Origin of the sequence: Mailhella massiliensis (assembly GCF_020741395.1) — a bacterium.
Lineage (GTDB): Bacteria > Desulfobacterota > Desulfovibrionia > Desulfovibrionales > Desulfovibrionaceae > Mailhella > Mailhella massiliensis_A.
The window spans coordinates 1-24753 of the sequence record NZ_DYZA01000016.1; the positions used below are offsets into that span (position 1 = coordinate 1).

Annotated in this window: 20 protein-coding genes; 11 read left to right on the plus strand and 9 right to left on the minus strand. The window is 61.0% G+C overall.

Annotated features, from left to right (window positions below; genetic code table 11):
• Window positions 1-446: 446 nt before the first annotated feature.
• From K8W16_RS00685 to K8W16_RS00700, 4 genes are all read left to right on the plus strand, one after another.
• The gene (locus K8W16_RS00685) at window positions 447-1190 is read left to right on the plus strand and encodes a DUF4851 domain-containing protein (RefSeq protein ID WP_304120278.1); all 744 of its coding nucleotides are present in this window, start codon (window positions 447-449) and stop codon (window positions 1188-1190) included.
• A gap of 260 nt (window positions 1191-1450) precedes the next feature.
• Window positions 1451-3439 carry a molecular chaperone HtpG gene (gene htpG, locus K8W16_RS00690; RefSeq protein WP_304120279.1) on the plus strand — a complete coding sequence of 663 codons (1989 nt, stop codon included), beginning with the start codon at window positions 1451-1453 and terminating at the stop codon, window positions 3437-3439.
• Window positions 3440-3454: 15 nt separating this feature from the next.
• The gene (locus K8W16_RS00695; RefSeq protein ID WP_304120281.1) at window positions 3455-3802 is read left to right on the plus strand and encodes a DsrE family protein; all 348 of its coding nucleotides are present in this window, start codon (window positions 3455-3457) and stop codon (window positions 3800-3802) included.
• 243 nt (window positions 3803-4045) lie between these two features.
• Window positions 4046-4540, plus strand: a complete 495-nt coding sequence (locus K8W16_RS00700) for a cupin domain-containing protein (RefSeq protein ID WP_304120282.1) — start codon at window positions 4046-4048, stop codon at window positions 4538-4540.
• A gap of 106 nt (window positions 4541-4646) precedes the next feature.
• On the opposite strand, the gene K8W16_RS00705 is transcribed toward K8W16_RS00700, so the two are convergent.
• From K8W16_RS00705 to K8W16_RS00715, 3 genes are all read right to left on the minus strand, one after another.
• Window positions 4647-5768 (minus strand): MBL fold metallo-hydrolase, encoded by a 1122-nt coding sequence (locus K8W16_RS00705; protein ID WP_304120283.1) that lies wholly within the window; start codon window positions 5766-5768, stop codon window positions 4647-4649.
• A gap of 105 nt (window positions 5769-5873) precedes the next feature.
• Window positions 5874-6512: a flavodoxin family protein gene (locus K8W16_RS00710; protein ID WP_304120285.1), complete on the minus strand. Its 639-nt coding sequence runs from the start codon at window positions 6510-6512 to the stop codon at window positions 5874-5876.
• A 247-nt stretch (window positions 6513-6759) separates the two neighbouring features.
• Window positions 6760-7884 carry a nitronate monooxygenase family protein gene (locus K8W16_RS00715; protein ID WP_304120288.1) on the minus strand — a complete coding sequence of 375 codons (1125 nt, stop codon included), beginning with the start codon at window positions 7882-7884 and terminating at the stop codon, window positions 6760-6762.
• 416 nt (window positions 7885-8300) lie between these two features.
• Here K8W16_RS00715 and K8W16_RS00720 point away from each other — a divergent pair, with 416 nt between their 5' ends.
• From K8W16_RS00720 to K8W16_RS00740, 5 genes are all read left to right on the plus strand, one after another.
• Window positions 8301-9311: a PhoH family protein gene (locus tag K8W16_RS00720; RefSeq protein ID WP_304120291.1), complete on the plus strand. Its 1011-nt coding sequence runs from the start codon at window positions 8301-8303 to the stop codon at window positions 9309-9311.
• On the plus strand, window positions 9298-11748 hold the full coding sequence (locus K8W16_RS00725; protein ID WP_304120293.1) for an HD family phosphohydrolase: 2451 nt from the start codon (window positions 9298-9300) through the stop codon (window positions 11746-11748). The genes K8W16_RS00720 and K8W16_RS00725 overlap by 14 nt, the downstream gene beginning before the upstream one ends.
• On the plus strand, window positions 11745-12224 hold the full coding sequence (gene ybeY / locus K8W16_RS00730; protein ID WP_304120295.1) for an rRNA maturation RNase YbeY: 480 nt from the start codon (window positions 11745-11747) through the stop codon (window positions 12222-12224). Before K8W16_RS00725 ends, ybeY begins: the two co-directional genes overlap by 4 nt.
• A 90-nt stretch (window positions 12225-12314) precedes the next feature.
• Complete coding sequence (gene era / locus K8W16_RS00735) at window positions 12315-13256, plus strand: GTPase Era (RefSeq protein ID WP_304120297.1); 942 nt, start codon at window positions 12315-12317, stop codon at window positions 13254-13256.
• Between the two features lie 106 nt (window positions 13257-13362).
• The gene (locus tag K8W16_RS00740) at window positions 13363-14076 is read left to right on the plus strand and encodes a YggS family pyridoxal phosphate-dependent enzyme (protein ID WP_304120299.1); all 714 of its coding nucleotides are present in this window, start codon (window positions 13363-13365) and stop codon (window positions 14074-14076) included.
• 153 nt (window positions 14077-14229) lie between these two features.
• Here the strand turns inward: K8W16_RS00740 and K8W16_RS00745 are convergent, their stop codons facing one another.
• Window positions 14230-14988, minus strand: a complete 759-nt coding sequence (locus K8W16_RS00745) for a TrmH family RNA methyltransferase (protein ID WP_369694446.1) — start codon at window positions 14986-14988, stop codon at window positions 14230-14232.
• Window positions 14989-15143: 155 nt separating this feature from the next.
• Between K8W16_RS00745 and K8W16_RS00750 the strand changes: the two genes are divergently transcribed.
• Entirely contained in the window at window positions 15144-17012 is a 1869-nt protein-coding gene (locus K8W16_RS00750; RefSeq protein WP_304120301.1) for a LysM peptidoglycan-binding domain-containing protein, read from the plus strand.
• Between the two features lie 15 nt (window positions 17013-17027).
• Entirely contained in the window at window positions 17028-18716 is a 1689-nt protein-coding gene (gene ftsY / locus K8W16_RS00755; RefSeq protein WP_304120303.1) for a signal recognition particle-docking protein FtsY, read from the plus strand.
• Between the two features lie 234 nt (window positions 18717-18950).
• On the opposite strand, the gene K8W16_RS00760 is transcribed toward ftsY, so the two are convergent.
• The 5 genes from K8W16_RS00760 to K8W16_RS00780 form a co-directional block, all read right to left on the minus strand.
• A complete protein-coding gene (locus K8W16_RS00760; protein WP_304120305.1) occupies window positions 18951-19346 on the minus strand; it encodes a DUF6672 family protein in 396 nt (131 codons plus the stop codon).
• Entirely contained in the window at window positions 19343-20455 is a 1113-nt protein-coding gene (locus K8W16_RS00765) for an ABC transporter permease (protein WP_304120306.1), read from the minus strand. The genes K8W16_RS00760 and K8W16_RS00765 overlap by 4 nt, the downstream gene beginning before the upstream one ends.
• Window positions 20452-21495, minus strand: coding sequence for a hypothetical protein (locus K8W16_RS00770; RefSeq protein ID WP_304120308.1), 1044 nt, complete (start codon window positions 21493-21495; stop codon window positions 20452-20454). The genes K8W16_RS00765 and K8W16_RS00770 overlap by 4 nt, the downstream gene beginning before the upstream one ends.
• Complete coding sequence (locus K8W16_RS00775) at window positions 21492-23129, minus strand: sugar ABC transporter ATP-binding protein (RefSeq protein ID WP_304120309.1); 1638 nt, start codon at window positions 23127-23129, stop codon at window positions 21492-21494. Before K8W16_RS00775 ends, K8W16_RS00770 begins: the two co-directional genes overlap by 4 nt.
• A gap of 302 nt (window positions 23130-23431) precedes the next feature.
• The gene (locus tag K8W16_RS00780; RefSeq protein WP_304120311.1) at window positions 23432-24646 is read right to left on the minus strand and encodes a DUF3798 domain-containing protein; all 1215 of its coding nucleotides are present in this window, start codon (window positions 24644-24646) and stop codon (window positions 23432-23434) included.
• Window positions 24647-24753 lie beyond the last annotated feature (107 nt).

The window sequence follows — 24753 nt, forward strand, 5'->3', positions numbered from 1 at the left end:
GCCCGTTTACGGGCCGCCGGTAACAGAAATGCAGATGTCAGACCGTACATGCGCCTGCTAGGGCGCGGCTGGTAAGAAAGCCTTACAGGCGCATAAGAGGAACCACCGGCTATGCCGGTGGGGCCCCTTTATAGAACTGTTGCGCCGGAAAAAGGAAGGTGCGGTCTGAAATCGTGCGGCAGTCCTGTGAAGGGAGGGGCTCGGAGAGGGGGCATGCCTTGCGGGAGCTTTTCACTCCTGCCGGGGCCGCCCCATGGGGGAGGGGAGAGCTCCGGGGGGGGGAGATAGGGAGAAGGCGCGGGCCATTCGTGCAGGGCGGGGGTTATTTTCTGCAATCAGGCATGATTACTCATGGTTTCAGGCTTTCCTCCGTCTTCTTTTTCCTACGCCTTCTGCTAGGCTTGCCTTCTGCTCCGGATGAGCCGGGGCGGAAAACACGGAGGCGCATGATGAGACACACGCTTTTTCTGCTGGCATTTCTGGCTTTTTCTCTGCCCTGCACGGCTATGGCGCAATGGTCGGTCCTGAGGGGGGCCGGGCCTGAGGCGTCTTTCGAATCCACGGCCCGGCCCACGGTGGCTGTAAAGGCCTCGCCGGAGCTTGCCGTGGTGGCGCAGGGCAAGATGACGGTGTCCCTTTCTACGGACAGTTCTTTCTCCGGCGGTGCGGCGGGTACGGTATGGTACTGCCTGAGCGCCGGGGAAAACGCCCAGCTCGCCGTGGCACTGGCCGACGCGGGTTCCCTCTACTGGCATCCGGGCATTCTGGCGACTAATCTGGACTTTCTGCCCGTGCTGTATTCCTGCGGTTCGGACAGGCCCGGCAGCGTGACGCAGCGCGTCTTTGTCCGCCCTGTGCATCTTGATCCGTGGATGCCGGCCTTTGCCGAAAAGGGTGCGGGCTGGACGGCGGGAGTGCTGGTGAGCCAGTATGTGTGGATTGTGGATAACGGCGCGGGAAAGCTTCTGGTGGAGTACCGCGAGCCGCTGGCCTCGGAAGGCTGCCCTATCGTGGATGATGCCGAGCTCCGCGCCTTCGTGCACAGGGCCGACACGGCTTTTTCCGCCCGCTTCGGGAAAAACGGCGATATCGACGCGGATTCGCTCGTTCCCTATGCCTGGGATAGAGCCGGCGTGTCGCCGCGTCTTCTGAGCGTAGTGCTCGGCTCCACCATGGAGAGGCCATTTTAATCTGTCTGCCCCGCGCGCAGGGCATGCTTCCGCGCGGGGCGTCTTTGCGATACCGGGCCGGGGGATTTCCTCCGGCTTTTCATCTCCTGTGCGGAAAGGAAAAGGGCATGGCGAACTGATGAGGCCTTCTTTTTCCTTTTCCCCTTGACTTTGGCGTGCTGCGCCTTATGTGACAGTTGGGCCCGGGAAACGGGCCCTTTCTTCAATGATCCCCGGGCCGGACGTTCTCCGGCTGACGGAAACATATCAGGAGGCCACAGATGGCGGAAAGCACGCATCAGTTTCGCGCGGAAACGTGTAAACTGCTCAACATTCTCACCCATTCCTTGTACACCAATCACGAGATTTTCCTCCGCGAGCTTCTCTCCAACGCTTCCGACGCGCTGGAGAAGGTGCGCTTCCTTCAGAGCACGGGCGGCGAAGTGCGCGACCCTGAACTGCCGCTGGAAATCCGCATCAGCGTGGACAAGGAAAATCATGTCCTCACCGTTGCCGATACCGGCATAGGCATGACGGAACAGGAAATGGTGGAAAATCTCGGCACCATCGCCCATTCCGGTTCCGAGCAGTTCCTGCGCGCGAGGGAGGCGGAAAAGGCCGCCGAAGCCCCCTCCGACGGAGAAGAAAAGAAGGACGAGGCCGCCCCGGCCGACGGCGAGGAAGCCATTGTCGAGCACGACGACACGAAGCCCGGTGACGCGGCCCAGATCATCGGCCGTTTCGGCATAGGTTTTTATTCCGTGTTCATGGTGGCGAAGAAGGTGGAAGTCACCTCCGTGCCCGCCGCAGGCGACGGTACGCCCCATGTCTGGTCTTCCGAAGGCACGGGGAGCTTTACGCTGCGCGCGCTGGAAGGCGCGGAAGCCGAAGGCGTGAAGCGCGGCACCAGCGTGAAGATCTTCCTCAGGGACGAAGCTCACGAATACGAAGAAAGCTACCGCCTTGAAGGCGTGATCCGCAAACATTCCAACTTCCTGCCCTTCGCCATAGAGCTCGACGGCAAGCGCATCAATACCACGGCAGCCCTGTGGAGGGAGCCGAAGTTCTCCATCACCAGGGAACAATACAACGAGTTCTACAAGTTCCTCACCTACGACCAGAAGGAACCTCTGGACGTCATACACTTTTCCGTGGATGCCCCCGTGCAGTTCAACTGCCTGCTCTACATACCGGGCAGCGCGGTGGACGTATTTGACGAGCGCAAGGACGAATGGGGCCCCGACCTCTATGTGCGCCGCGTGCTCATCGAGCGCCACAACAAGGAACTTCTGCCCCATTACTTCGCCTTCATGAAGGGTGTGGTGGATACGGAAGACCTGCCCCTCAACATTTCCCGCGAGACGCTTCAGGAAAACGTGGTGCTGCGGAAAATCTCCCAGACCATCACCCGCCAGCTGCTTACCCACTTCGAGCGTATGGCGAAAAGCGAGCCGGAAAAGTATGAAGAGATGTGGAAGCTGCACGGCAGGTATATCAAGTTCGGCTTCGACAGTTTCCAGTACCGCGACCGCGTGGCGCCTCTTCTGCGCTACTACTCCACGGCGCAGGAAGATAAGCTCACGAGTCTCGACGACTATATTTCCCGCATGAAGCCCGACCAGAAGGAAATCTGGTATGTGGCATCCTCCTCCATGGAAGCGGCAAAGGTGAATCCGCATCTCGGTCAGTTCCGCCGCAAGGGCGTGGAAGTGCTCTTCCTCACCGATCCTGTGGATGAATTCGCGCTGGAAGCGATCATGGAGTACCAGAAGCATCCCTTCAAGTCCGTGGAGCTTGCCGAAGCGGGCGCGCTGGACGCCTACCCCGACGTGGAGAACGCGGAACCTAAGCCCGAGCCTCTTTCCGAGGAGGAAAAGCCGGAACTCGACGCCCTCATCGCTGCGGTGAAGTCCATCCTGGGCGACCAGGTGAAGGACGTGCGCGCAACGACAAGGCCCATCGACGGCGCGGCCTGCCTTGTCTCGCCCGACGGTGTGAGCTCCTCCATGGAAAAGCTCATGCGTGTCATGCAGAAGAGCGACGGCATCCCGCAGAAAATCCTTGAGCTCAACCCCGACCACGCCCTGGTGCGCGCCCTCATGCGCATCTGTAAGAGCGGTGAGGACGATACCTTCAAGGATATGGTGAACAGCCTTTTCGACAGCACGCTTCTGCTCGACGGCTATATGAACGAGCCTTTCGCCATGGCCGAGCGCAGCATGCGCCTGCTCCGCCAGGCCGCGGGCTGGTATTCCGACCTTCGCAAGTAAAGCAGGGAGAAGCCCATGTATTACGACCTCATCATCCATGTGGACGACAACGACAAGGGCCGCCTGAACCTCGCCTTCAACAATGTGGCGAACTACAAGGCGGGCCTTCCGGGCGAGGATTTTTCCGTCGTCATGGTGGCCAACGGCCCGGCGATTCAGCTTTTCACCCGGGAAAATGCCGACCTTGCCGAGCGCGGCAGGAAGCTCATGGCCGAAGGCCTTTCCATAAGGCTGTGCAACAACGCCATAAAGGCCTTCAATGTGCCGGTGTCCGAGCTTTGGGAAGGCTGTGAGGTCGTGCCTGCGGGCGTGGTGGAAATCGTGAAATTGCAGCGTGAGGGCTTCGCTTATCTGAGGCCGTAGCGCAGGGCCCGCAAGGGCCCGCCTTCCGCCCGTGGCGGCGGAAGGCTCTTGTGCGGGCGGGGAATATTCCCTGCCTGCGGCATAAGAACGCCGTCCGTATCTTTGAGGTACGGGCGGCGTCTTTCGTACTGCGAGAGCATGAAAAAAGAGAACAAGGCAAGAATCAAAGAGTATTCCATCTGTTTTATACGGTCCGGCACGGCTATATGTTTTTTATAGACATACAAATGTGGAGGAATACCCATGAAAAACACCGTGACGGGCATGCTGTTTGTACTTCTTGCCGCCACCGCCGCTTTTCCCGGGCAGGCTCCCGCGTCGGAAACAGGCAGGGCGCAGACCATCATACGCAACGGGGAACAGGCCGCGTTAAAAGGCTCGGCGCAGTATTTCACCGGCAGTGTACGTATCGACCCGCTCTATCCCTCCAACGGCGATATGCGCTCCAGCGGAGGCAGCGTCACCTTCGAGCCGGGAGCGCGTTCCCACTGGCATATTCATCCCGTGGGGCAGGCGCTCATCGTCATTTCCGGCGTGGGACTCACGCAGGAATGGGGCAAACCCGTGCAGGAAATCCGTCCCGGCGACGTGGTGCTCTGCCCCGTGGGGGTCAAGCACTGGCACGGTGCTTCCCCGAACAGCGCCATGACGCATATTTCCATCTGCGAGGAGAAGGAACCCGGCAACGTGGTGGAATGGCTGGAAGAAGTGACGGACGCGCAGTACAACGCAAGGTAGTTGCGGCAGGGCAGATCGGCGTTTGAAGCAAGGCGCAGGGCAATGAGAACGAAAAGCCCTTCCTGAGGGAAGGGCTTTTCCCCGGGGCGGCGTAAACGGTTTGCGCTCAGGCTTCGCGCGGCGTTTCCCACCAGCGGGGAAAATAGGGAAGCGTCTGTTCCAGACTCACAGCCTGACCGATAAGGGGCGTCACGAGTCGGAGGGGCGTTTTTTCCGCCGCCTTCACGGCGCGGCGGAAGGGCTCGTCCCAGGGGTGATAGGCTAGGGGAAATTTGCCCGTATGCGCGGGCAGAAGATGCCTTGCGCCAAGATCTATGGCCGCCTGCACGGCCTCTTCCGGCGTCATGTGGATGTATTTCCAGCTTTCGTTGTACTGACCCGAGTCCAGCAGGGCGAGATCAATGCCGTGGAAGTGCCTGCCCATGTCGGCAAAGTGAGGGCCGTAGCCGCCGTCGCCGCTGAAGAACACCTTGCGCACGGGCGTTTCCAGCAGAAAGCCCGTCCAGAGCGCCTGATTGCGCGTGAGCCCCCGGCCGGAATAATGGCTTGCCGTGGTGACGTGGATGCGGAGCTTGTCGCCGATGTTCAGCACCTCGCCCCAGTCCGCTTCGTGTATGCGCGCTTTGTCGAACCCCCAGCGCAGAAAATGCGCTCCTGTGCCCAGTCCGCAGACTACAAGGCCGATGCGCTCTTTGAGAGCCATGACGGTGGGATAGTCCAGATGGTCCCAGTGGTCGTGGGAGATGAGCAGGCAGTCGACGGGGGGAAGGTCGCGCGCGGAGCAGGGGGTGGATCCGGGAAAGGCCCGCACGCTGAAGGATACGGGTGAGGCGTGGCTGCCGAGCACCGGGTCGATGAGCAGGCGTTTTCCGCCGAGGTGAAGAAAGAAGGAGGAATGTCCCAGCCAGACGAGAGTATCCCCGGCATGTTCAAGCGCGCGAAAGTCCGGCCGTTGAGAAGGGACGGCATGGGGCTGCACCGAAGGGTCGCGCTTTTTCAGGAGAAAGCGGAAAAAGGTACCCGGCAGAGTGCTTCCGTCACTCAGGACGGGCCGGGGGATGAGATTACGGAACTCCCCGTCGACATAATTGGGGGAAGCCTTGATGCGCGAAAGCGCTTCGCCTTCGGGCAGAGCGCCGAATTTTTCCTGCCTGAGAAAGGCCGCGCCGCCCCCTGCCCCGAGGGCGATGGTTGCGGCTGCGGCGCCGAGAAAGGTCCTTCGTTTCACGGATTCTTCCTTTTTTACCTGGCCGTGTCCCGCTCTTTTCGGCGGGAAAGTCTGGGCGGATCGGAGAGCGGCCCGCCCTTTTATGCCGCATGTCGCAGAAAAGCGCTACAGGCTTTTGCCGAGGGCGTAGGCCTGCGCGGGGAAGCTTGTGCGTTCCACGGCCCCGGCGGGCCATGCGCCGGGGGCGACGACGCGCCCCGCGTCCGTCCAGCCGAGGTATTCCAGGAGCACTTCGTAATGGGTAAGTATGGGGCTTTCATCCCGGGCGGAATGGTTGGCGTAGCTCATGAGGAGCACGGCCTTCTTCGGCGTATGGAGCAGGGAGCTTATAGCGTAAAAGCGGTCTATGACGGCCTTGAGCTGCGCGGAGATGCCGAAATAGTACATGGGAGTGGCGAAGGCCACAACGTCCGCACGGAGTATATGTTCCCGCACAAAGGAAAAATCGTCCCGGAAGACGCAGGGGCCGTTCATGCCGCAGCTGTTGCAGGCCGTGCACGGGTGCACGTTGCGAAATGCCGCGTCGAATCGCGCCACCTTGTGCCCGGCCTCTTCCGCGCCCTGGATGAAATGGTCGGCCAGTATGGCGGAATTGCCGTTTTTTCTCGGGCTTCCGGTAAGTACCAGTATGTTCATGCTTCCTCCCTGAGAGTTTTCGCCCGCCCGGGCACGGGAAAGGGGCAGGGCGGCAAGGAGCGAGCCCGTTGCCGAGAGCGTGGTTTTGAGAAAGTCGCGCCGTTTCATGCTCCGTCCTTTGGCGGATTTTGGACGGGGCATGAGCGCCCCTCCCTTATGCCTGTGATAGCCGGGACGGCGGGGGACTGGTAGGCACGATCCTTTCTTTTTCTTGCCTGATAGTCCCCGGGGGGGGATTGTCGGGCGGCGGAAAGAAAACGCCGCCCGTGAAGGCGGCGTTTCCCACTCAGGAGGATCACGGCGCGCCTGTGCCCGCGCCCGGGAGAGAGGGAGGCGGGGCCGGAGCGCCGGAATATCAGACTGCGGCGGGCTGTGCTTTCGCGCCGTTCATGTATTCCTCGTATTCCCGACGCAGGGTTTCCACCAGCTCATGCACGGAAACGATGCCCTTCACGCGGCCGACGTTGGAGCCGCAGAACACGAAGCCCTTGTCGAGATTGCCTTTCATGGCGTTGATGAGGGCGGAGGAGATGCAGTAGGGCGTGGTGGAGGGGTCGCAGGTCTTGATGCAGTGGAACACGCACTTGAAGGGCTTTTTCCTGCCTTCGCGTGCGGCGCGGATGAAATCATTGTCCAGCGCGCGGCCGGGCATGCCCACGGGGCTGTGGATGATGGTCACATCCTCTTCCTTTGCGTTCACATAGGCTTCCTTGAAGCGTATGTCCGCGTCACATTCTTCCGTGGCCACGAAGCGCGTGGCCATTTGCACGCCGGAAGCGCCGAGGGAGAGCATCTTCGCGATATCCGCCCCGCTGAACACGCCGCCGCCCGTGATGACGGGAATGGCGCGCCCGGCTTTGTCCTCCAGGGCCTTCGCGGCGTCCGTCACTCCGGAGACCAGCTTTTCCAGGGCGAAGTTTTCATCGAAGATATGTTCCTCGGCAAAGCCGAGATGCCCGCCCGCCTTGGGGCCTTCCAGTACGAAGGCGTCGGGCAGAAGGCCGGTTCTGCTCATCCATTTCTTGGCGATGAGCGTGGCGGCGCGGCCGGAGGATACGATGGGCACAAGCTTGGTACGGAATTCTTCCTTCTTCGCTTCGCAGGTTTCCTGGAAGATTTTGGGCAGGTCCATGGGCAGGCCCGCGCCGGAGAAGATCACGTCGGCATGGGATTCGATGGAGGCCTTCACCATCTCCGCAAAGGTGGTGAGCGCCACCATGATGTTCACGCCGATGATGCCCGTGGTGGCGGCGCGGGCCTTTTCGATTTCACGGCGCAGGGCGCGGACGTTGGCTTCGATGGGGTTGGAGGCCACGTCGGGCTCGCGCATGCCGACCATGGCTCCGGCGATGACGCCGATACCGCCTTCGTTTGCCACGGCCGAAGCCAGGCGGGAAAGAGATATGCCGACGCCCATGCCGCCCTGGACTATGGGCGTGCGGGCGATGAGATCACCGATATGCAGCGCGGGAAAAGACATGGAAAAACCTTACCTCCGGCCTTGGTAAAAGGCGGATCTATGGGGTTGTGAAAAAACTCATCCGAAGAGAGTGGGGCCAGTGTAAAGCCGCTTTTTTGTTATGACAAGGGGGGAAAGAAAAATTACCCTTATTACCGGATAAGCATTAATTTCCATTACTTCAGAGAGTTAGTCATTGTTTTCAGGAATTTTCACGGAAAAGTGCGCAATTTTTTTGCCGCACTTTTTTCAACGGCATCTTTTTCCCGGAGAAAACGCCGGAAGAGGCGCTTTGCGGCGACCCGGGTATATGGGGCGGGACTCCGGCTCACGCGCGCCACCCGCTTCCCGCGCAGGGGCTTATGGACTCTTTGCCCGTTTTGGCGTAAGGAGAAAGGCTGTGCCGCGCAATGGCGCGGACTCACGGAAAAAAGGATATGCGTGTGAAATCGTCCGTTGCGGAAACGCTGGCCTTTGACGACGCCTCTCTGGCCAGTCAGCTTTTCGGCCCCCTGAACGCCCACCTGGAACTCATTGCCGACGCCTCGGGCGCGGATTTGCAGACACGGGGTACGGAACTTACCGTAAGCGACCCGCGTCCGGAACAGCGCGAGCTTCTGCTCAATCTCTTCACCCAGGGCTACGGGCTTCTGCGAAGCGGCCATACCCTGCGCGGGGAAGACCTGCTTCAGGGCTATGAGGAACTTTTACGCAACCGCCACGCCGACATAAGTAAAATGTTCCGCGAGGCGAGCGTCATTGTTTCACCGAGAAAGAGCATCCTTGCCCGCAACACGGCGCAGCGGCAGTATATGGAGCTTTTGCGCAAAAGCGAGCTTGTGTTCGCCACCGGGCCCGCAGGCACGGGGAAAACCTACCTTGCCGTAGCCATGGCCGTTTCCATGCTGTCCGCCAAGCGCGTGAAGAAAATCGTGCTCACGCGGCCCGCCGTGGAAGCCGGGGAACGGCTGGGCTTTCTGCCCGGCGACATGGAAGACAAGGTCAATCCCTACCTGCGCCCCCTCTACGATGCCCTGAGCGACATGCTCGGCCCGCAGGGCTTTGCCCAGAAGCAGGAGTCGGGCGTCATTGAGGTCGCGCCCCTCGCCTTTATGCGCGGCCGCACCCTGAACGACGCCTTCCTCATTCTCGACGAGGCGCAGAACACCACGCGCGAACAGATGAAGATGTTTCTCACCCGCATGGGGTTCGGTTCCCGCGCCGTGATCACCGGTGACGTGACGCAGATCGACCTGCCTCCCGTGAACCGGGCTTTTCTGCGCGAGGGCGAAAAGGAAGGGGAAACCCGTTCCGGCCTCGTGCACGCCCTGCGTGTGCTCGACGGCGTGCGCGGCGTGGCCGTCCACCATTTCCACAGCTCCGACGTGGTTCGCCATCCTCTGGTGGGCCGTATCGTGGAAGCCTACGACCGGTATGAAAAAAACTAGGAAGATCTCTCCTGTCAGTGTTTCCCAGCTTCTGGGGCATTCCCGCTCCATGTTCCTGCATCATCATCACGACTGGGGCCTGTTTTCCCTGGCCCTGGCCCTGATACTGGTTTCCCTGCTCTGTGCGGTGCAGCCCGGGCGCACGGCGCGCGTGGTCTATCCCGCCGGGGAAATCGCGGCCCACGACGTAGTTTCCGACAGGGATCTTCTCGTGGAAGACCCGCAGGCTACGCAGCAGCGGCGCGACAGGGCGCTTGCGCTCCAGCCCATGGTGTTCGATATAGACAAGAAGGGCATAGAGCGCTTCCGGCAGGAGAGCCTCGGTCTGCTCGATGAAATCAACAGGCGCGGCCTGGACGACGAGGGCCTGGAAAAGGTCCGTCGGGCCTTCAACGAAAGGCACCTTTCCGATGTTTCCTCTTCCGCCTTCCGCCTGCTTGCCGCCTCCTATGTGCAGGAATACCTCCTGAACACTCTTATTCCGTGGATGGAATCCGCCCTGTCCAACGGAGTCATTGCCGACATGCGCCAGCTTTCCAATACCGACAATGCGGCCGTGGTGCGTGACCTCGACAGCGGCACGGAAGTGCTCCGTACCCAGGCCGGGGGCCTGAAGGATATACGCATGTTCAAGGTGGCGCTTGGGCGCAAGCTGCGCGGGGAGGAAAAGCTCAACGCCCGAGCGAAAGTAGTGCTTCAGGAAGTCATGCCCCTTATGGTGGTGCCCACGCTGGCCGTGAATCAGGAAGTGACGAACCAGCGCAATGAGGAAATGCTCGCCGCCGTGGAGCCCGTGTTCTACAAGGTGCAGACCGGGGAAGTGCTGGTGCGTGCGGGCGACATGGTGACTCATGAGCAGCAGATCAAGTTGCAGGCGCTGTTCCGTTCCGCCCCCGACGTGGTGGATTGGCATGTGTTCTGCGGCTGCCTCATTCTGGGCTTTTTCCTTCTGCTCGGGCTCTTCATCACGCCGAGCGGCAACAAGGGCACGGTGCTGCGCACCAAGGACCAGAACCTCATCGCTCTGCTTCTTGTGGTGTTTTCCCTGGCCTCATGGTGCACTATGTATCTTCTGGTGGCCGTGGCCTCCACGCCCATCGCCCATATTCTGGCCTTCGCCTTCCCGGTGGCGGGCGGCACGGGGCTTGCGGCGCTCATTTTCGCCGCGCGGCGCTACTGTACCGTGGGGCTCATGCTCTCCTTCTTCGCTACCGTCATTTTCCGCGGCGACATAGCGCTCTTTTTCTTCTATTTCATGTCGTCCATGACCAATACCTGGCTGGTGCTCCGCGCGCAGAACAGGCAGGACGTGGTATGGGGGAGCCTGCCCCTGCTTTTGTGGATGCTCATGACGGGCCTTGGCGCGGCTCTGTTCATTCACCTTGAATGGGCGCAGCTGCCCGTGCTCCTGGCGGCGCTTTTCTGCAACGCCATAAGTTCTCTTTTCCTGCTTTTCGCCCTGAGCCCCGTGTTGGAAATGCTCATGGGTTACACTACGCGCTTCCGCATGATGGAGCTCATGAATTTGGAGCACCCCCTGCTTCAGGAACTTATGATGACGGTGCCCGGCACCTATCATCACTCCCTTGTGGTCTCCAACCTTGTGGAAGCCGGGGCGGCCGCCATAGGGGCCAACAGCCTTCTGTGCAAGGTGGGCGCGCTCTACCATGACATAGGCAAGATTTCCCGGCCGGAATACTTTGTGGAGAACCAGTTCGGCGGGCCCAACCCTCACGACAGGCTTTCCCCCGCCATGAGCGCGCTTATTCTCTTCTCCCACGTCAAGCAGGGGGCGGAGCTTGCCGAGGAATATCACCTGGGCCGCGAGATCACCGATATCATTGTGCAGCATCACGGCACGCGCGGGGCCATGTTCTTCTACAACAAGGCCCTGCAGATGGGTGAGAACCCGCGCCTTCAGGACTACTCCTATCCCGGCCCGAGGCCGCAGAGCAAAGAAGCGGCCATTGTCATGCTGGCCGACTCCGTGGAGGCTTCAAGCCGCACGCTGGTGGATCCCACCCCGGCGCGCATCCGGGCGCACGTCACCAAAATCGTGAAGGGTGTGTACGCCGAGGGGCAGCTCGACGAATCGGATCTCACCTTCCGCGACCTCAACAAGCTCATCGACAGCTTCGTGCGCATCATCACCGGCCTTTTTCATCAGCGCATCGCCTATCCTGAGGAAAAAACCGAGCAGCACAAGACCCGTCAGAAGGCGGAAGAAGGCAGGAAGGAAGAAGCCGAGGAGCTCAAAATGGAATGGGTGATCGGCACACCCGGCAGGGCGGGAGAGGAAAAAACCAAGGAAGCCGCAGAGGCGAAGGGCGTGGAAGGCGCTTCAGGCGGGGAGAAAGAGGAATCTGCGTCCGGCAGCGCGCGGGAAGAAGCCGGGAAGGGCGGGGAAGGTGTGAAGGTCGAAGGGAAGGGCTCATGAAGGCGCTCCATGTAGAGATGCGCGCCCCCTGCCGTTTTTGCCGGAGCGAGTGGCGTTCATGGCTTTTCGCCATGCACGAGGCCGCCTTCGAGGCCGGTATGCTGCCCGGACAGGAGCACGGCCCCCGCGCTCACGAAGACACGGGAGGCATGCGGCCGGAAGAACTCTCCGTGCGGCTCATCGTGGCTTCGGACGGGGCTATTTCTGCTGTGAATCTGCGCAATCTGGGCTGCTCGGGGCCCACGAACATCCTGAGTTTCCCTGAAGATGAAGGGGGTGTGGGCACGCTTTTTCTCAGTGCGGACACGCTGGAGCGCGAATGTGTGCTGTACGGGCAGGAGGCGGCCGTCCACGCCGTCAGGCTTCTCGCCCACGGCATGGGACATATCCTGGGCTTCGACCACGGCCCGGAGATGGATGATTTTTGCGGCTTTCTCGCCGCGTGCGCCCTGGGCGGGGACAAGACGGAAGCTTGACGTTTTCCCCCCTGTGGTTCAATCTGAACAATCCTTTTCGTCATACAAGGGCGCGCGGGCTTTCGCGCCAACAGCATATCTGGAGACAACATGGCAAAAATACAGAATGAACACCGTTGCGGATGGGTGGCGCTCATGGGGCCGCCCAACGCGGGCAAGTCCACGCTGCTTAACGCCCTTCTGGGGCAGAAGATAAGCATCGTGACTTCCAAGCCCCAGACCACGCGCAGCCGCGTGGTGGGCATCATGTCCGAACCGGGCGCGCAGGTTATTTTCATGGACACGCCCGGTGTGAACCATTCCCGCCAGCAGCAGCGCGGCCATCTCAGCAAGATGATGAGCCAGGCCGCGTGGCAGAGCATGGCCGCCGCGCATGCGGTGATGCTGGTGCTCGATGCCGACCTTTATCTGCGCCGCCCGGAATTTCTGGAGCGTGACATACAGTCGCTTCGCGACGCGCTTGCGGACGATGAGCGCCCGCTTCTCGTGGTGGTGAACAAGGTGGATCTTTTCCACGACAAGTCGCGCATGCTGCCGCTTCTGGTGAAGCTTCAGGAATATTTCCCCAAAGCCGAGGTATTCCCCATGTCCGCCCTCACCAAGGACGGTCTGGACGAGCTCAAGAAAATCATTGCGGGCATGATGCCCGAAGGCGCCTCCCAATTCCCGGAAGACCAGCTTTCCACCGCGCCCACGCGTTTTCTCGCTGCGGAAATCGTGCGTGAGAAGGTGTTCGAGCGCCTGCGCCAGGAAGTGCCCTACACCACGGCCGTGGATATCGAATCGTGGGAGGAGGATCCCGAGCGCGACCTTACCATCATCCATGCCGTCATTTTCGTGCAGCGCCCCTCGCACAAGGCCATGGTCATAGGCCGTGCCGGGGCCACCATCAAGGAAATCGGCACCGATGCCCGACGCGATATTCAGAAGCTCATCGGCGGCAAGGTGCATCTGCAGCTCTTCGTCAAGGTCAAGGACAACTGGGCCGAGGATACCGAGCTTCTGCACGACCTCGGGCTGGAAGACGAATAGCGTGTTTTCGCGCCCTGCCGCGCGGGGAGTCTCCGGGTCGCGCTTTCGGAGGGCACGTGCGCTTTTTTGAATCATGAAGCGCCCCGTTCCGGGGCGGGAGGCTGGCATGAGTCTGCTGGAAGAGAGGTGGAGAGGTGTGCTGGACGGCATGGCGGAGGCCGTGCGCCGCGCAGGCCGTGAGGCGGGAAGCGTGCGCCTTGTGGCGGTATCGAAGTTTCACCCCGCGTCGGATATCGCCGAGCTCTGCCGCCTGGGGCAGCTCGATTTCGGCGAGAACTATGTGCAGGAGGCCCGCGCCAAGCAGGCGGAGCTGGATGGGCTCGGCATACGCTGGCATGCCATAGGCCCGGTGCAGACCAACAAGGCCAAAGAGGTGGCGGGCCGGTTTTTTCTGCTGCACACTCTCGATCGCGCAGACCTTGCCCGCGCGCTTTTGCGCCGTCTGCCCGAAGGGGAGACGCAGGACGTACTTTTGCAGATAAACATAGGGGAAGAGCCGCAGAAATCCGGGGTGGCGCCCTCCGGCGCGGAAGCGCTCTGCGAGGAACTTCTCAAAGGCGGGCTTGTCTCTTCCGAAGGGCCGGGGCTGCGCCTGCGCGGTCTCATGTGCCTACCGCCCCGCTGCGGAGAAGGGGAGGAGGCGCGTCCGTACTTTGCGGCGCTCAGGCAACTGCGCGACGAGCTTTCCCAAAAGACCGGCCTTTCTTTGCCGGAGCTTTCCATGGGCATGTCCGGCGACTACCGGCAGGCCATAGAGGAAGGTTCCACCATGATCCGCGTAGGCACGGATATTTTCGGCCCGAGGCCTGTGAAGGCCTAGGCTTTATCTCGGCCATAATATTAAAGATACCAAGGCTCCGAGGTCGTCCCCGGAGCCTTTTTCATGGTGTCGCAAGTTTTTCTCTCCACGGGGAAATCGGCGCCTTCTCCGGCATGATCTCCCGTATTCCGTATCCCCCCGGGGGGGAGTAGCTCAGATTTCCAGCGAGCGAGCGAAGCAGGCGATAAGTATGGCTCCGGCCTGAGCTACGTTGAGGGAATCGAAGTCGCGGCGGAAGGGGATACAAAGGCTGTACTCGCAATGCTTGAGCACTCCGGGCCTTACGCCTTTGTCTTCGTTTCCGAGCACGAGCAGGGCCGGGAGGGGCAGTTTTTCCGTAAGCGGGTTCAGGCTCTCCTCCACTTTCTGGGCCGCGCAGGTGACGAAACCCGCTTCACGCGCCTCTTCCACCGCGCGGGAAAGGTTGACTACCTGCGTGACGGGCAGGCGCTCCAACGCGCCTGCGGCGGAGCGGCGTGCTCCGGGGCCGAGGAAGGCGCTGTTGTGCTTTGGGAGGATGAGTCCGGCTCCGCCCATGGCGAAAAGCGTGCGGGCCAGCGTGCCCACATTGCCCGGGTCCTGCACCTGATCGAGGGCCACCATGAGCGGAAGGGGCGCCTGGGCCGCATGCTCCAGAAAGCTTTCCCACGGCATGAAGGAGGCCTCACGCAGGCGGGCGATCACGCCCTGATGTCCGACCCTGCCTGCCATGCGCATGAGGGTTTCATCGTTCACCAGGGAAAAGCGCACGCCGTAGTCGCGGCACAAATCAAGCAGGCGGGAGCTTTCCTCTCCTGCGCGCCCTTTGCGCACATAGACCATATCTACCCGTTCCGGTTCGCGTTCCAGAAGTTCCAGTACAGGCTTCATGCCCGGCAGAAAATTTTCCCTGTCGCTGTCGTTTTTCATCATGATGCATTATTTCCATGGCATGGCGTTTAAAAAACCGCGTCGGGCCGGTGATTGCGGATTGAATCCCTGCGCTTTTCACGGTATCCTTGGCCTTTCTCTATGGCTGGTATCCTGCTTTTGTTCGAGATGCAAGTCCACAACAATGGAGTAAAGATATGAACATCGGCAAATGGTGCCGCCTTCCCCTCATGGGAATGGCGGCGCTGGTCATACTTTCCGGTTGCGCGAATCAGCAGAAGGTGGAAAGCCCCGAGCTTCTTTCCGCCGAAGCCAGGGAGGAAGCCATAGATTTAGGCTCCCTTTCCTCCCTTACCCCGGCGGAGAAGAAGGCCTATGCGAGCACCGCGAAGCTGGACAGAAATCTTTCTCCTGTCATGGAACGGCAGGTGCGCTATCACTTCCTCAAGTATTCCCGTGAGCGGCGCGGGACCATGGAGAATTTCCTTCGCAACAGCATCCCTTACCTGAACTACACGAAGAGCGTCTTCCGTTCCCGTGGGCTTCCGGAAGATCTGGCCTATTTGGCCTATCTGGAAAGCGGCTACAACCCCGTGGCCGTGTCCCGCTCCAACGCCGTGGGCATGTGGCAGTTCATTTCTTCCACAGGCAAGGCCTACGGGCTCCGGCAGGACTGGTGGATGGATGAGCGCAGGGATCCCTATCGTTCCACGGAAGCGGCGGCAAGCTATCTCGCCCGCCTGTACGATATCTTCCACGACTGGCAGCTCGCCGTGGCCTCCTACAACGGTGGCGAAGGCAAGATAGGCCGCGCCAAGGAAGCCGCAGGCGCGGATAAGCTCCACGAGATCATTCAGAAAAACGACAGGTTGGACTATAATCTCCAGCTGCGCGAGGAAACTATGCTCTACGTTCCGCGTTTCCTCGCCATATCCAAGATCATGCGCAATGCCGACACGCTTGGGCTTCAGCCCGCTGCGCCGGATGCCGACCACCCCGTGCTGGTCCCTGTGGCAAAGCTCACGGCAAAACCCGCCACCGACCTTGTGGAACTGAGCCGCCGCCTCAACATGGACTGGAAGGAATTTCTCGCCTACAACCCGCATGTGCTGCGCTCCATTTCCCCGGCCGGGCGCTCCTGCTCCATCTATGTGCCGAAGAACAAGGAATCGCAGGCAAGAGCGCTCCTTGCGGGCAGGCTTTCCGGCGCGGGCTGGCGCTATTACACGGTGGCGAAGGGCGATTCCCTGGCCAGGGTGAGTTCCCGCACCGGGATTCCCGCTTCCGTCATCAAACAGCTCAATCCCGGTAAGCTCAAGAGAGGGCAGCGCCTCCGCCTGCCTTCCGGCGGAAAGAACCTGCCGGCCGTGCAGCCTTCTGCCCCGGTGAGGGATACGGCCATAGCGTCGGCCTCTTCCCGCAGGAGCCCGGCGAAGAGCGACTACGTCAAGAGCGCCCTTGCGGAGCTTCGCGGAAAGAGCGCTCTGCCCGCCACCTACAAAGTGCAGAGCGGCGATACCCTTTCCGCCATTGCCAGAAAGTACGACATGGAACTCGGCGATCTTTACGCCGCCAACGGCGGCGCGGACAAGCTCGGTACGCTGCGCGTGGGCCAGGTCATACGGCTTTCCGCTCCTGCCGCGGCCAAGGCCGTCCCGGCAAAGCGCGTCGTCTCGCGCATGGCTTCGCACACGGTGAAGAGCGGGGAAACTGCCTATGCCATTTCCCGCAAGTACGGCATCACCTTCCAGGAGCTTTGCGAGGCCAACGGCGGAGCGGACAGGCTCGACAGCCTTTCTCCCGGGCAGAAGCTGAATATCCCTTCCGGCAAGGGGACGGCCGTGGCCGCCGCGCCTGACCGTGCGCAGTCCGGGAAAAAAGCCCCGGCCAAGGCTGCGCGCAAGAGCACGGTTGCAGAAAACTACTGCGTGCAGAACGGCGAAACTCTGTGGAGCATTTCCCGCAAGTTCAATATGAAGCCTATGGAACTTCTGGCGCTCAACGGCATGGATCAGTCCACCCGCGTCAAGGTGGGCGATACCGTCAAAGTCATACGTCATCCCTAACAGCCAGAGGTAAGCATGGGATTTTTCTCCGCAGTTAAAAAGTTCTTTTCCGGCGGCTCGCAGGCTGCGGAAGAGATAAAGCAGGAAAAAGCGCCGGAGCGCCCGAAGGAAGAAGCCGCCGGGCAGAACGAGAATGCAACGGAAGCCCCGGCTGAGGCTGAGCCTGAAGAGCCCGTTTCCGCCCCTGAAGAGGCGGAAAGTGGACAGAGTGCCCCCGCAGCGGAAGCGCCGGAGGCTGAAGAGGCGCCCGGGGTCGAAACGGTTGAAGAAGCGGAAGAGGGGGCCGAAGTCCCCGCAGAACGGGAAGAACTTCTGCCCGAGTCCGCCCCTGAGAAGCAGGAGGCTGAAAAAGAGACGGCTGCCCCGCAGGAGAAGGAAGTACCGTTTTCCGCCCCCGCAGGCGAAGCGTCTTCCCTGCCGGAAGCAAATGCCCCCGCCGCAGGCTCCCCGGAGGAGAAGGCCGGATCTGCCGCAGCTTCCGTGCCCTTTGCCCGCTCGCCGGAGGAAGAGGCCCTTGCCCTTGCCCTGCGTCAGGCGGAGCCGAAGCTTTCCGCATGGCTCGGTGTGGTACTCGAGGGCGTGGAGGAAGAGGGAGCGCTTCTGTGGAGCCGCCTTTCCTTCCTGCTGCGCGCGCTGGAAACTCCTGAAGAAGAAGCCCGCCTTTTCCTGGACGATTTTCGGAACTGGCTGGAGCGCATGGAATATCATTGGCTGGAGGACTTCCGTTCCGAACTCCAGTATCGCCTCGCCCTTGCCCTGGACATGGAGGATGAGGAAGACGAGCGCGACCGCCTTTTCGCCAAGCTGCAAAGCGGCCTTGAGCGCACCCGCGCCCGCTTCGGCCAGGGACTGGCCGCGCTCATATCCGGCCATTCCGCGCTGGATGCGGCGTTCTGGGAAGAAATGGAAGAGCTTTTCATCATGGCCGACATGGGGGCCGAGCCTTCCCTTGCGCTGGTGAAGCGCCTGAAGGAGCGCGCCCGCGAAGAGGGCGTGAGCACGCCCGACGGCCTCATGCCCCTTCTGGAAGAGGAGGTGGAGGCCATATTCAAGGCTCCCCGCCGCATCTCAGCCGTGAATCCGCCGGAAGTCATACTCATGGTGGGGGTGAACGGCGTGGGCAAAACCACCACTATCGCCAAGCTGGCCTATCGCGCCCGCATGCAGGGCAAGAAGGTGCTCATTGCCGCGGCGGATACCTTCCGTGCCGCCGCCGTGGAACAGCTGGAAGAATGGGCCCGGCGCGTCGGCGCGGATTTCCATGCCAAGGGCATGGGGGCAGACCCTGCCGCCGTAGCCTTTGAAGCCATGGACAAGGCTCTGAAGGGTGGGTACGATGTGGTGTTCATCGATACGGCGGGCCGCCTGCATACCAAGTCGAACCTTATGGACGAGCTGCACAAGATACGCATGGTGGTGGAGAGAAAGCACCCCGGCGCGCCGCACCGCACCATTTTAGTCATAGACGCGACCACCGGCCAGAACGCCCTGCAACAGACAAAAATGTTCAAGGATACCAGTGGGGTGAATGAGATCATCCTGACCAAGCTCGACGGTACGGCCAAGGGCGGCGTGGCCCTTGCCGTGGCCAGCCAGTTCGAGCTGCCCATCACCTTCATCGGCCTTGGGGAAAAGATGGAAGACCTGCGCCCCTTCGATGCGCACGACTTCGCCCGCGCTTTGCTGGGCCGCAGCGAAGAGTAGCCTTCCTCGCATACTTCTGCCGGAAAACGCCGCCCTCCTTTTGAGAGCGGCGTTTTTTATGTGCAGGACGTGCGCACATGAGGCAGTGTGGAAGCGGCAAAAAGCCGTGCCTTGCAGGGCACGGTGTGGGGAAGAAACATGCGCGGCTTCCTGTGCTGAAGGCGCGGGAGGGCGCAAAAAAGCGCTCCGCAGGCTGTTACGCCCGGGGAGCGCCCTTTATGCGGTGAGGCGCGTTTATTTTGCCTTCAGCCAGTATTCGGCCACGTTGAGTTCCAGCTTTTCGCCGAGTTCCGCAATGCTGAACTCGACGGTACGGCTTTCCATGGGTTTGTCGTTTTCATCGAGCAGGGCGATGACCATGGTATGCCTTCTGCCCGTGGCGTCGCCGGTGCCGCTGTCATCTTCCAGAAGGAACACGGGGTCGTTGCCGTCGATGAATACTTCCACGGCTTCAAGGGCGGGGTGCTCCTGTCCGTCCTGACCGGTGAAGGCGTAGTTGCCGAGAATGACTTTGTAGGTTTTGCCCTGGTCGAAGCACCATACGCCGAGGCCGATGAGCAGCGCTACGAGGACGCAGTTCACGAGAACGCGCTTAATGATGCCGTGTCTGCGGTTGGGAAGCTCTTTCATGCGGCGCCTCCGGCGTTTCCGCGCAATGCGGCGCGGGCGCGTTCCCTGTCGGCATGGCGGCGCCAGGCGTGCAGCACCAGCGCAAGGGAAATGATGGCGTAGCAGACGAAGACGCGGAAGTATTCGCCTATCTGCGCGTCGCCCACCAGATACTTGCCCGCCATGGGCGAAACTACGAACATGAGGTGGAAGAGCAGAACGCCCGTGAACACGTTGAGGATGGAGGCCCGGGCCACGGTGGCCCCGCCCACCAGAAGGGAGGCAATGGCGAACACGCCCGCCTGTTCATGGCTGTTGTAGGTGTTCAGCGTGCCCACGTTCTGCAGGAAGATGATCTGACCGTAGGCCGCGAGCACGGTGGAAATGACGATGGAGATGATGCGCGTACGCATGACCGGGATACCCGCCGAATGGGCCACGGCAAGATCCTGCCCCGTGGCCCTCATGTCCTGCCCGAGTTTGGTTCTGCGGAACCAGACGATGAACAGGCAGAAGAGGCCGATGAGCAGGAAGGTGGCGAGCGGCACATGGATGCCCATGATATCGAGAGGAATGGCGTTGTCGAGGGTGCCGCGGATATTGTCGAGGTTCGTCACGTTGCGTATGCCGTAGCCGCGCGAGAGCACGAGTTCCGGGTTCAGGATGGGCACGAGGCTCCCGAAGCCGTAGAGCACCACGAGCTGGTACACGCCGTTCATGAAGAAGCCGAGAATGTAGGAGGTGACCATTTCCCGGCCCCGGGCCTTGTTGAGCACCACGCCGCACATCCAGCCGAAGAGTATGGCGAGGGGGGTGGCGATGAGGGCTGCGAGCGTCATGCCGTAGAGGCCTGCGATGTTCCAGTCGCTCACGAAGATGAGCCCTATCTGCCCTGCCATGGCTCCGAGCACCATGCCGAAGTTGAGGCCCATGCCCGCCATGATGGGGATGAGCAGGGAGAGCACAAGGAAGGAGTTCCTGGCCAGGCGGGTGAGCATTTCCTGAATCAGGTATTCGGCCGTGAACTGGGAATAGTAGATGCCGACGCTGCTCACCAGCAGAAAGACGATGGGCACGGCGTTGCGGACGCAGAAGAGTTTGACGGCATTGCCGCCGGAGGAGCTTTTCATGATCTCACCTTTGTCACACGGGTCAGGGCGTAGAGAATCATGCCGTTGGACACGATGATGCGTATGACTTCCGACATGTCGGTCTGCAACATGCTGTTGATGACCGAGGGCGTCATGGTCAGGATGCCCTGGAAGAGGAACGTCCCCACGATCACATTGACGATGGAGGCCTTTTTCACCGATGCGCCGCCGATGAGCAGCGCGGCCACGGCGGGGAAGGCCATCATGAACGGCCCCATGTAGAGCTGTATGAAGCCGAAGCTCTGCTCGTACACGATGATGCCGAGCGCTCCGAGCCATGTGGAGATGATGACGGAAAGGGTGCGCATACGGTTGATGTTCACACCGCTTGCGCGGGCGTATTCAGGGTTGGACCCCACGGTAGTCATGGCCGTGCCCGTGCGCGTGCGCATGAAAAGCCACATGAGCCCGCAGAGCAGGAGAAAGAAGAGGAACATGCCGGTGGGGAAATAGAAGGCCTCGCCTATCTGGAAGGCCCCTATGTCGCTTATGGCCTTCTGCCAGAATTCCTCCACGGAGACTGTGGTCCTGAGGCCCTCGCCCGCATAGCCCCAGACCATGTTGGAGCTTGAGTAGGGCAGCACCAGCCACATGATGCACATGAAGGCCACGGAGGAGAAGCCCACATAGGTGGCGATCATCATTTCCTCGCCCTTGACCTTGTTGAGCAGAAGCCCGTAGCCCCAGCCGAGCACGACGGCGATGGGTGTGGCTATGGCCATGGCCGTGAACACGCCCGGGATGGCCTTTGCTTCCAGCTCTACGCTGGTCACAGCACCGAGAAGCCCGGCGATGATGCCGAGGGGCAGACCGAAGTTCAGGCCGCAGCCGGACTGCACCATGGGTACCATGGCGAGCACCAGCACGCCGTTCATGCCGAAGCGCACGAGAGTGTCGCTGAAGGCGGCGTCCACGGGGACGCCCACAAACGGGGATACGATGAAAAGGATGAGCAGGAAGACCGCGATGAGGACTCTGGGCCAGCCCGCTTCTTCGATGAATTTTCTGATGCGGTTCATGCGCGTGCCGCCTCCGTAGCGTTGGAATTGTCCGCCGCGGCCTTTTCCGCCTCGGCCGCGCCTGCGCCCATGAGCAGATAGCCGAAGGCTTCGGACGGGGTGCTCGCGGGCAGTATGCCCGCCACGGCGCCCTTGTCGATGATTGCGATGCGGTCGCACACGGAGCGCAGTTCCTCAAGTTCCGAGGAGATCACCACCACGGTCATGCCGTGCTCGCGGTTGTAGCGCTTCAGGGTGTCGAGCACCACCTTTTTTGCGCCCACGTCGATGCCCCGCGTCGGCTCCGCCACGAAGAGAAGCCTCGGCCTTGTCTCAAAGGCCTTGGCAAGGCATACCTTCTGCTGATTGCCGCCGGAAAGCTCCTGCACATGCTGCTTTTCGCCCGTGCATTTGATTTCGAGGTCGCGGATGTAGGTGCGGGCACATTCGGCTATGGCGCCCTCGTCGCGCAGTTTCAGGGGACCGACGCGTTTTAAAAAGCGCCCCTGCATCTGAAGGGAGGTGAAGACGATGTTCCAGGCGATGGATTCCTCAAGCAGCAGACCCACGCCGCGCCTGTCTTCGGAAACGGCGGAAATACCGAGAGAAAGAGGGGAGGAGGGGTTGTTGAGTTCCACCTTTTCCCCGTGGAACGTCACATTTCCGCCCGCGGGGTGCAGGCCCATGATGCCGTTGGCTATGCCGAGCTTGCCCTGCCCGGCCATGCCGCCTATGCCGAGGATTTCCCCTTCACGCACGCTGAGGCTGACGTCGCGCACCGTTTCGCCGGGCATGTCCACCCACAAGTGGCTTATCTCCATGGCTGTTTCGCCGGAGAAGACCCGCTCTTCGTCCGCGCCCTCGCTTTTTTCTATCTTGCGGCCCACCATGGCGCTTGCGATCTGCCGCACGCTGGTTTCGGAAGGCGTGGTCTGAAGCACGACCTCGCCGTCGCGCAGGATGACGATATCATCGCACACGCTCATGACTTCCTGGAGGCGGTGGGAAATGAAGATGATGGAAATGCCCTGCGAGGCCAGGCGGCGCATGGAATCAAGCAGAATGTCCGCTTCGGTTTCCGTGAGCACGGCGGTGGGTTCGTCGAGCACCAGAAGGCGCGTGCCTTTCTTGTCGATTTCCCGGGCGATTTCCGTGAATTGCTTGTAGCCCACGGGAAGTTCCGAGATGGGGGTGGAGCTGTCGAGCTCGATGTTGAGCCTGGCTATGGCCTCATCCGCCCGTCGGGCCATGTCCTTGCGGTCCAGGGTGGTGAGCCTGTCGCCGAAGGCCTCCACAAGGGGGTTGTAGACGAGCGTTTCTCGGTTGAGCACGATGTTTTCCGCCACCGTGAAGCCGGGGATGAGGGAAAATTCCTGATGCACCATGCCGATGCCCGCACGGAGAGCGTCCATGGGGCTGCGGAAGCGCACCTCTTTTCCGTCAATCAGGATTTTTCCTTCATACCCGCCCGTTTCCTGGATGACGCGCATGCCGAAAAGAATATTCATGAGGGTGGACTTACCCGCCCCGTTTTCGCCTACCAGGCCGAGAATACGCCCCTTTCCCAAGGTGAAATTGACGTTCTTCAGCACCCGGTTGGAAAAGTACGCCTTGCCGACGCCTTCCACGCGAAGCAATGGATCTTCTGCGCCCATGGTACCTCTTTAATAAAGGGCTGCGCCTCCGCGAAAGAAGGGGAATATGGGGTGCGGAGGCTGTTTGAAGCGTTTTTCAGGAAAACACAGGTATAAGATAGCATAAAACGCGGAAAACGGCAAAAGCCGTTTTCCGCGGGAGACGCGCGCCCTCGGGGCGGGGAATCCCTCTTTTTCCGCATCCGCCGGGTAAAAACGGTTCCTTTTTCCGTGCCGCATGCGCGAAACCTGGATGCGGCGGGAAAAGGCGGGATGCTCCATACGGCAGAGGGAAGGCCGGAGCCTTCCCTCTTTCGCACAACTTACTTGATCTTCTTGAACTGGTCGGGCACGGGCACTTCGGTCATGTTCATGTAGCCCTTGCCGAAGATGTACAGGTCTTCAAACACGAGGACGTGATTCTTCTTTTCCTTGCCGGTGGCGATATCCACATAGTAACCGCCGCTCCAGGTGGAGCCGGGGGTCGCGGCGTTGTACGCGGCGAACACGTCTTCCTTCTTGAAGTGACGGCGGAAACTGCGGCCGCCGGTCACGCCTTCCTTGGCGTACTTGATGGCGAGTTCGCCGAGGCCGAGGGAGTTGGTGAAGCCGTAGGAGTAGGTCCAGGTGCCCATGCGGCCGCCTGCGCCCTTGGCTATGACGGTATCTTCCACGCGCTTCAGAATGGCGGGGAAGTCGCCGGACACGTCGGCAAGGTCAATACCCAGAGCTCCGGGATAACCCATGAGCGGGGAGGGCAGGTCGGCTTCGATGAAGTAGCCGCCCTTGTCTTCGGTGAGGCGCTTGAGCAGGGGTTCGGTGTGGGCGTCGTTGGTGCAGAAGAAGGCGGTCTTCGGGCCGAGCTTGTCGAGCCACTGGGGAACCTGTTCCAGGATGTACTGCTGCGCGCCGGCCACGCCTACGTCGGAGGTGGGGTCGGGAGCGCTCATGAAGTGGAAGGTGATGCCGAGTTCCTTACAGGCGGCTTCCATGATGTTGCGGCGGCGGGAAAGCAGCTCGTAGCTCATGTGGCGGGGGAAGGAAATATGCACGAAGTCGGTGACGCCGAGCTTCTTGGCGGCGGCTATGATGAGGTAGCCGCGGGAAATGTTGTCGGCATTGATGGCGAGGTCGGCCGCGCTTTCAATGACGTTGGGGTCTTCATGGGCTTCGCCCACAAGGAGCATGATATCGGGGCGCTTTTCACGGATGCGCTGGAAGGCGGCCGTGGTGCCGGGGATGCCCTGGTTCACGATGACGGCCTTCATGTCCGGGTCGTCCGCAAAGGAAACGATCTGGGAAATGGTAGTTTCCATTTCCGTCATGAAGTTGTCGGGGTAGGTGATGTGTTTGATCATGCCGCCGTTTGCGACATCGCCGTATTTTTTGATGAGGGCTTCGGCTCCGCGCAGGTCGTCTTCCGACTGCGACACTGTGCCCGTACAGATGCCGATGTGGATTTTGGCGGGTTCCGCGGCGACCGCCTGCGTGGCAAAGGCCATCATGCCCAGACACATGGCTGCAAGAAAGCGTTTCACGAGGTTCCTCCTTGGGATGGGGTAGTAAGAAAAAAGCCTGTGACCGTATTCGGGACAGAGAGCTTCCGTGCGTGGGCTGCAGGGAGCGCTTCGCCCGGTTCCTTGGA

Coding starts and splice junctions, on each gene's coding strand:
- K8W16_RS00685 (WP_304120278.1), top strand. CDS start 447: ATGATGAGACACACGCTTTTTCTGCTGGCATTTCTGGCTTTTTCTCTG.
- htpG (WP_304120279.1), top strand. CDS start 1,451: ATGGCGGAAAGCACGCATCAGTTTCGCGCGGAAACGTGTAAACTGCTC.
- K8W16_RS00695 (WP_304120281.1), top strand. CDS start 3,455: ATGTATTACGACCTCATCATCCATGTGGACGACAACGACAAGGGCCGC.
- K8W16_RS00700 (WP_304120282.1), top strand. CDS start 4,046: ATGAAAAACACCGTGACGGGCATGCTGTTTGTACTTCTTGCCGCCACC.
- K8W16_RS00710 (WP_304120285.1), bottom strand. CDS start 6,512: ATGAAACGGCGCGACTTTCTCAAAACCACGCTCTCGGCAACGGGCTCG.
- K8W16_RS00715 (WP_304120288.1), bottom strand. CDS start 7,884: ATGTCTTTTCCCGCGCTGCATATCGGTGATCTCATCGCCCGCACGCCC.
- K8W16_RS00720 (WP_304120291.1), top strand. CDS start 8,301: ATGCGTGTGAAATCGTCCGTTGCGGAAACGCTGGCCTTTGACGACGCC.
- K8W16_RS00725 (WP_304120293.1), top strand. CDS start 9,298: ATGAAAAAAACTAGGAAGATCTCTCCTGTCAGTGTTTCCCAGCTTCTG.
- ybeY (WP_304120295.1), top strand. CDS start 11,745: ATGAAGGCGCTCCATGTAGAGATGCGCGCCCCCTGCCGTTTTTGCCGG.
- era (WP_304120297.1), top strand. CDS start 12,315: ATGGCAAAAATACAGAATGAACACCGTTGCGGATGGGTGGCGCTCATG.
- K8W16_RS00740 (WP_304120299.1), top strand. CDS start 13,363: ATGAGTCTGCTGGAAGAGAGGTGGAGAGGTGTGCTGGACGGCATGGCG.
- K8W16_RS00745 (WP_369694446.1), bottom strand. CDS start 14,988: ATGATGAAAAACGACAGCGACAGGGAAAATTTTCTGCCGGGCATGAAG.
- K8W16_RS00750 (WP_304120301.1), top strand. CDS start 15,144: ATGAACATCGGCAAATGGTGCCGCCTTCCCCTCATGGGAATGGCGGCG.
- ftsY (WP_304120303.1), top strand. CDS start 17,028: ATGGGATTTTTCTCCGCAGTTAAAAAGTTCTTTTCCGGCGGCTCGCAG.
- K8W16_RS00760 (WP_304120305.1), bottom strand. CDS start 19,346: ATGAAAGAGCTTCCCAACCGCAGACACGGCATCATTAAGCGCGTTCTC.
- K8W16_RS00765 (WP_304120306.1), bottom strand. CDS start 20,455: ATGAAAAGCTCCTCCGGCGGCAATGCCGTCAAACTCTTCTGCGTCCGC.
- K8W16_RS00770 (WP_304120308.1), bottom strand. CDS start 21,495: ATGAACCGCATCAGAAAATTCATCGAAGAAGCGGGCTGGCCCAGAGTC.
- K8W16_RS00775 (WP_304120309.1), bottom strand. CDS start 23,129: ATGGGCGCAGAAGATCCATTGCTTCGCGTGGAAGGCGTCGGCAAGGCG.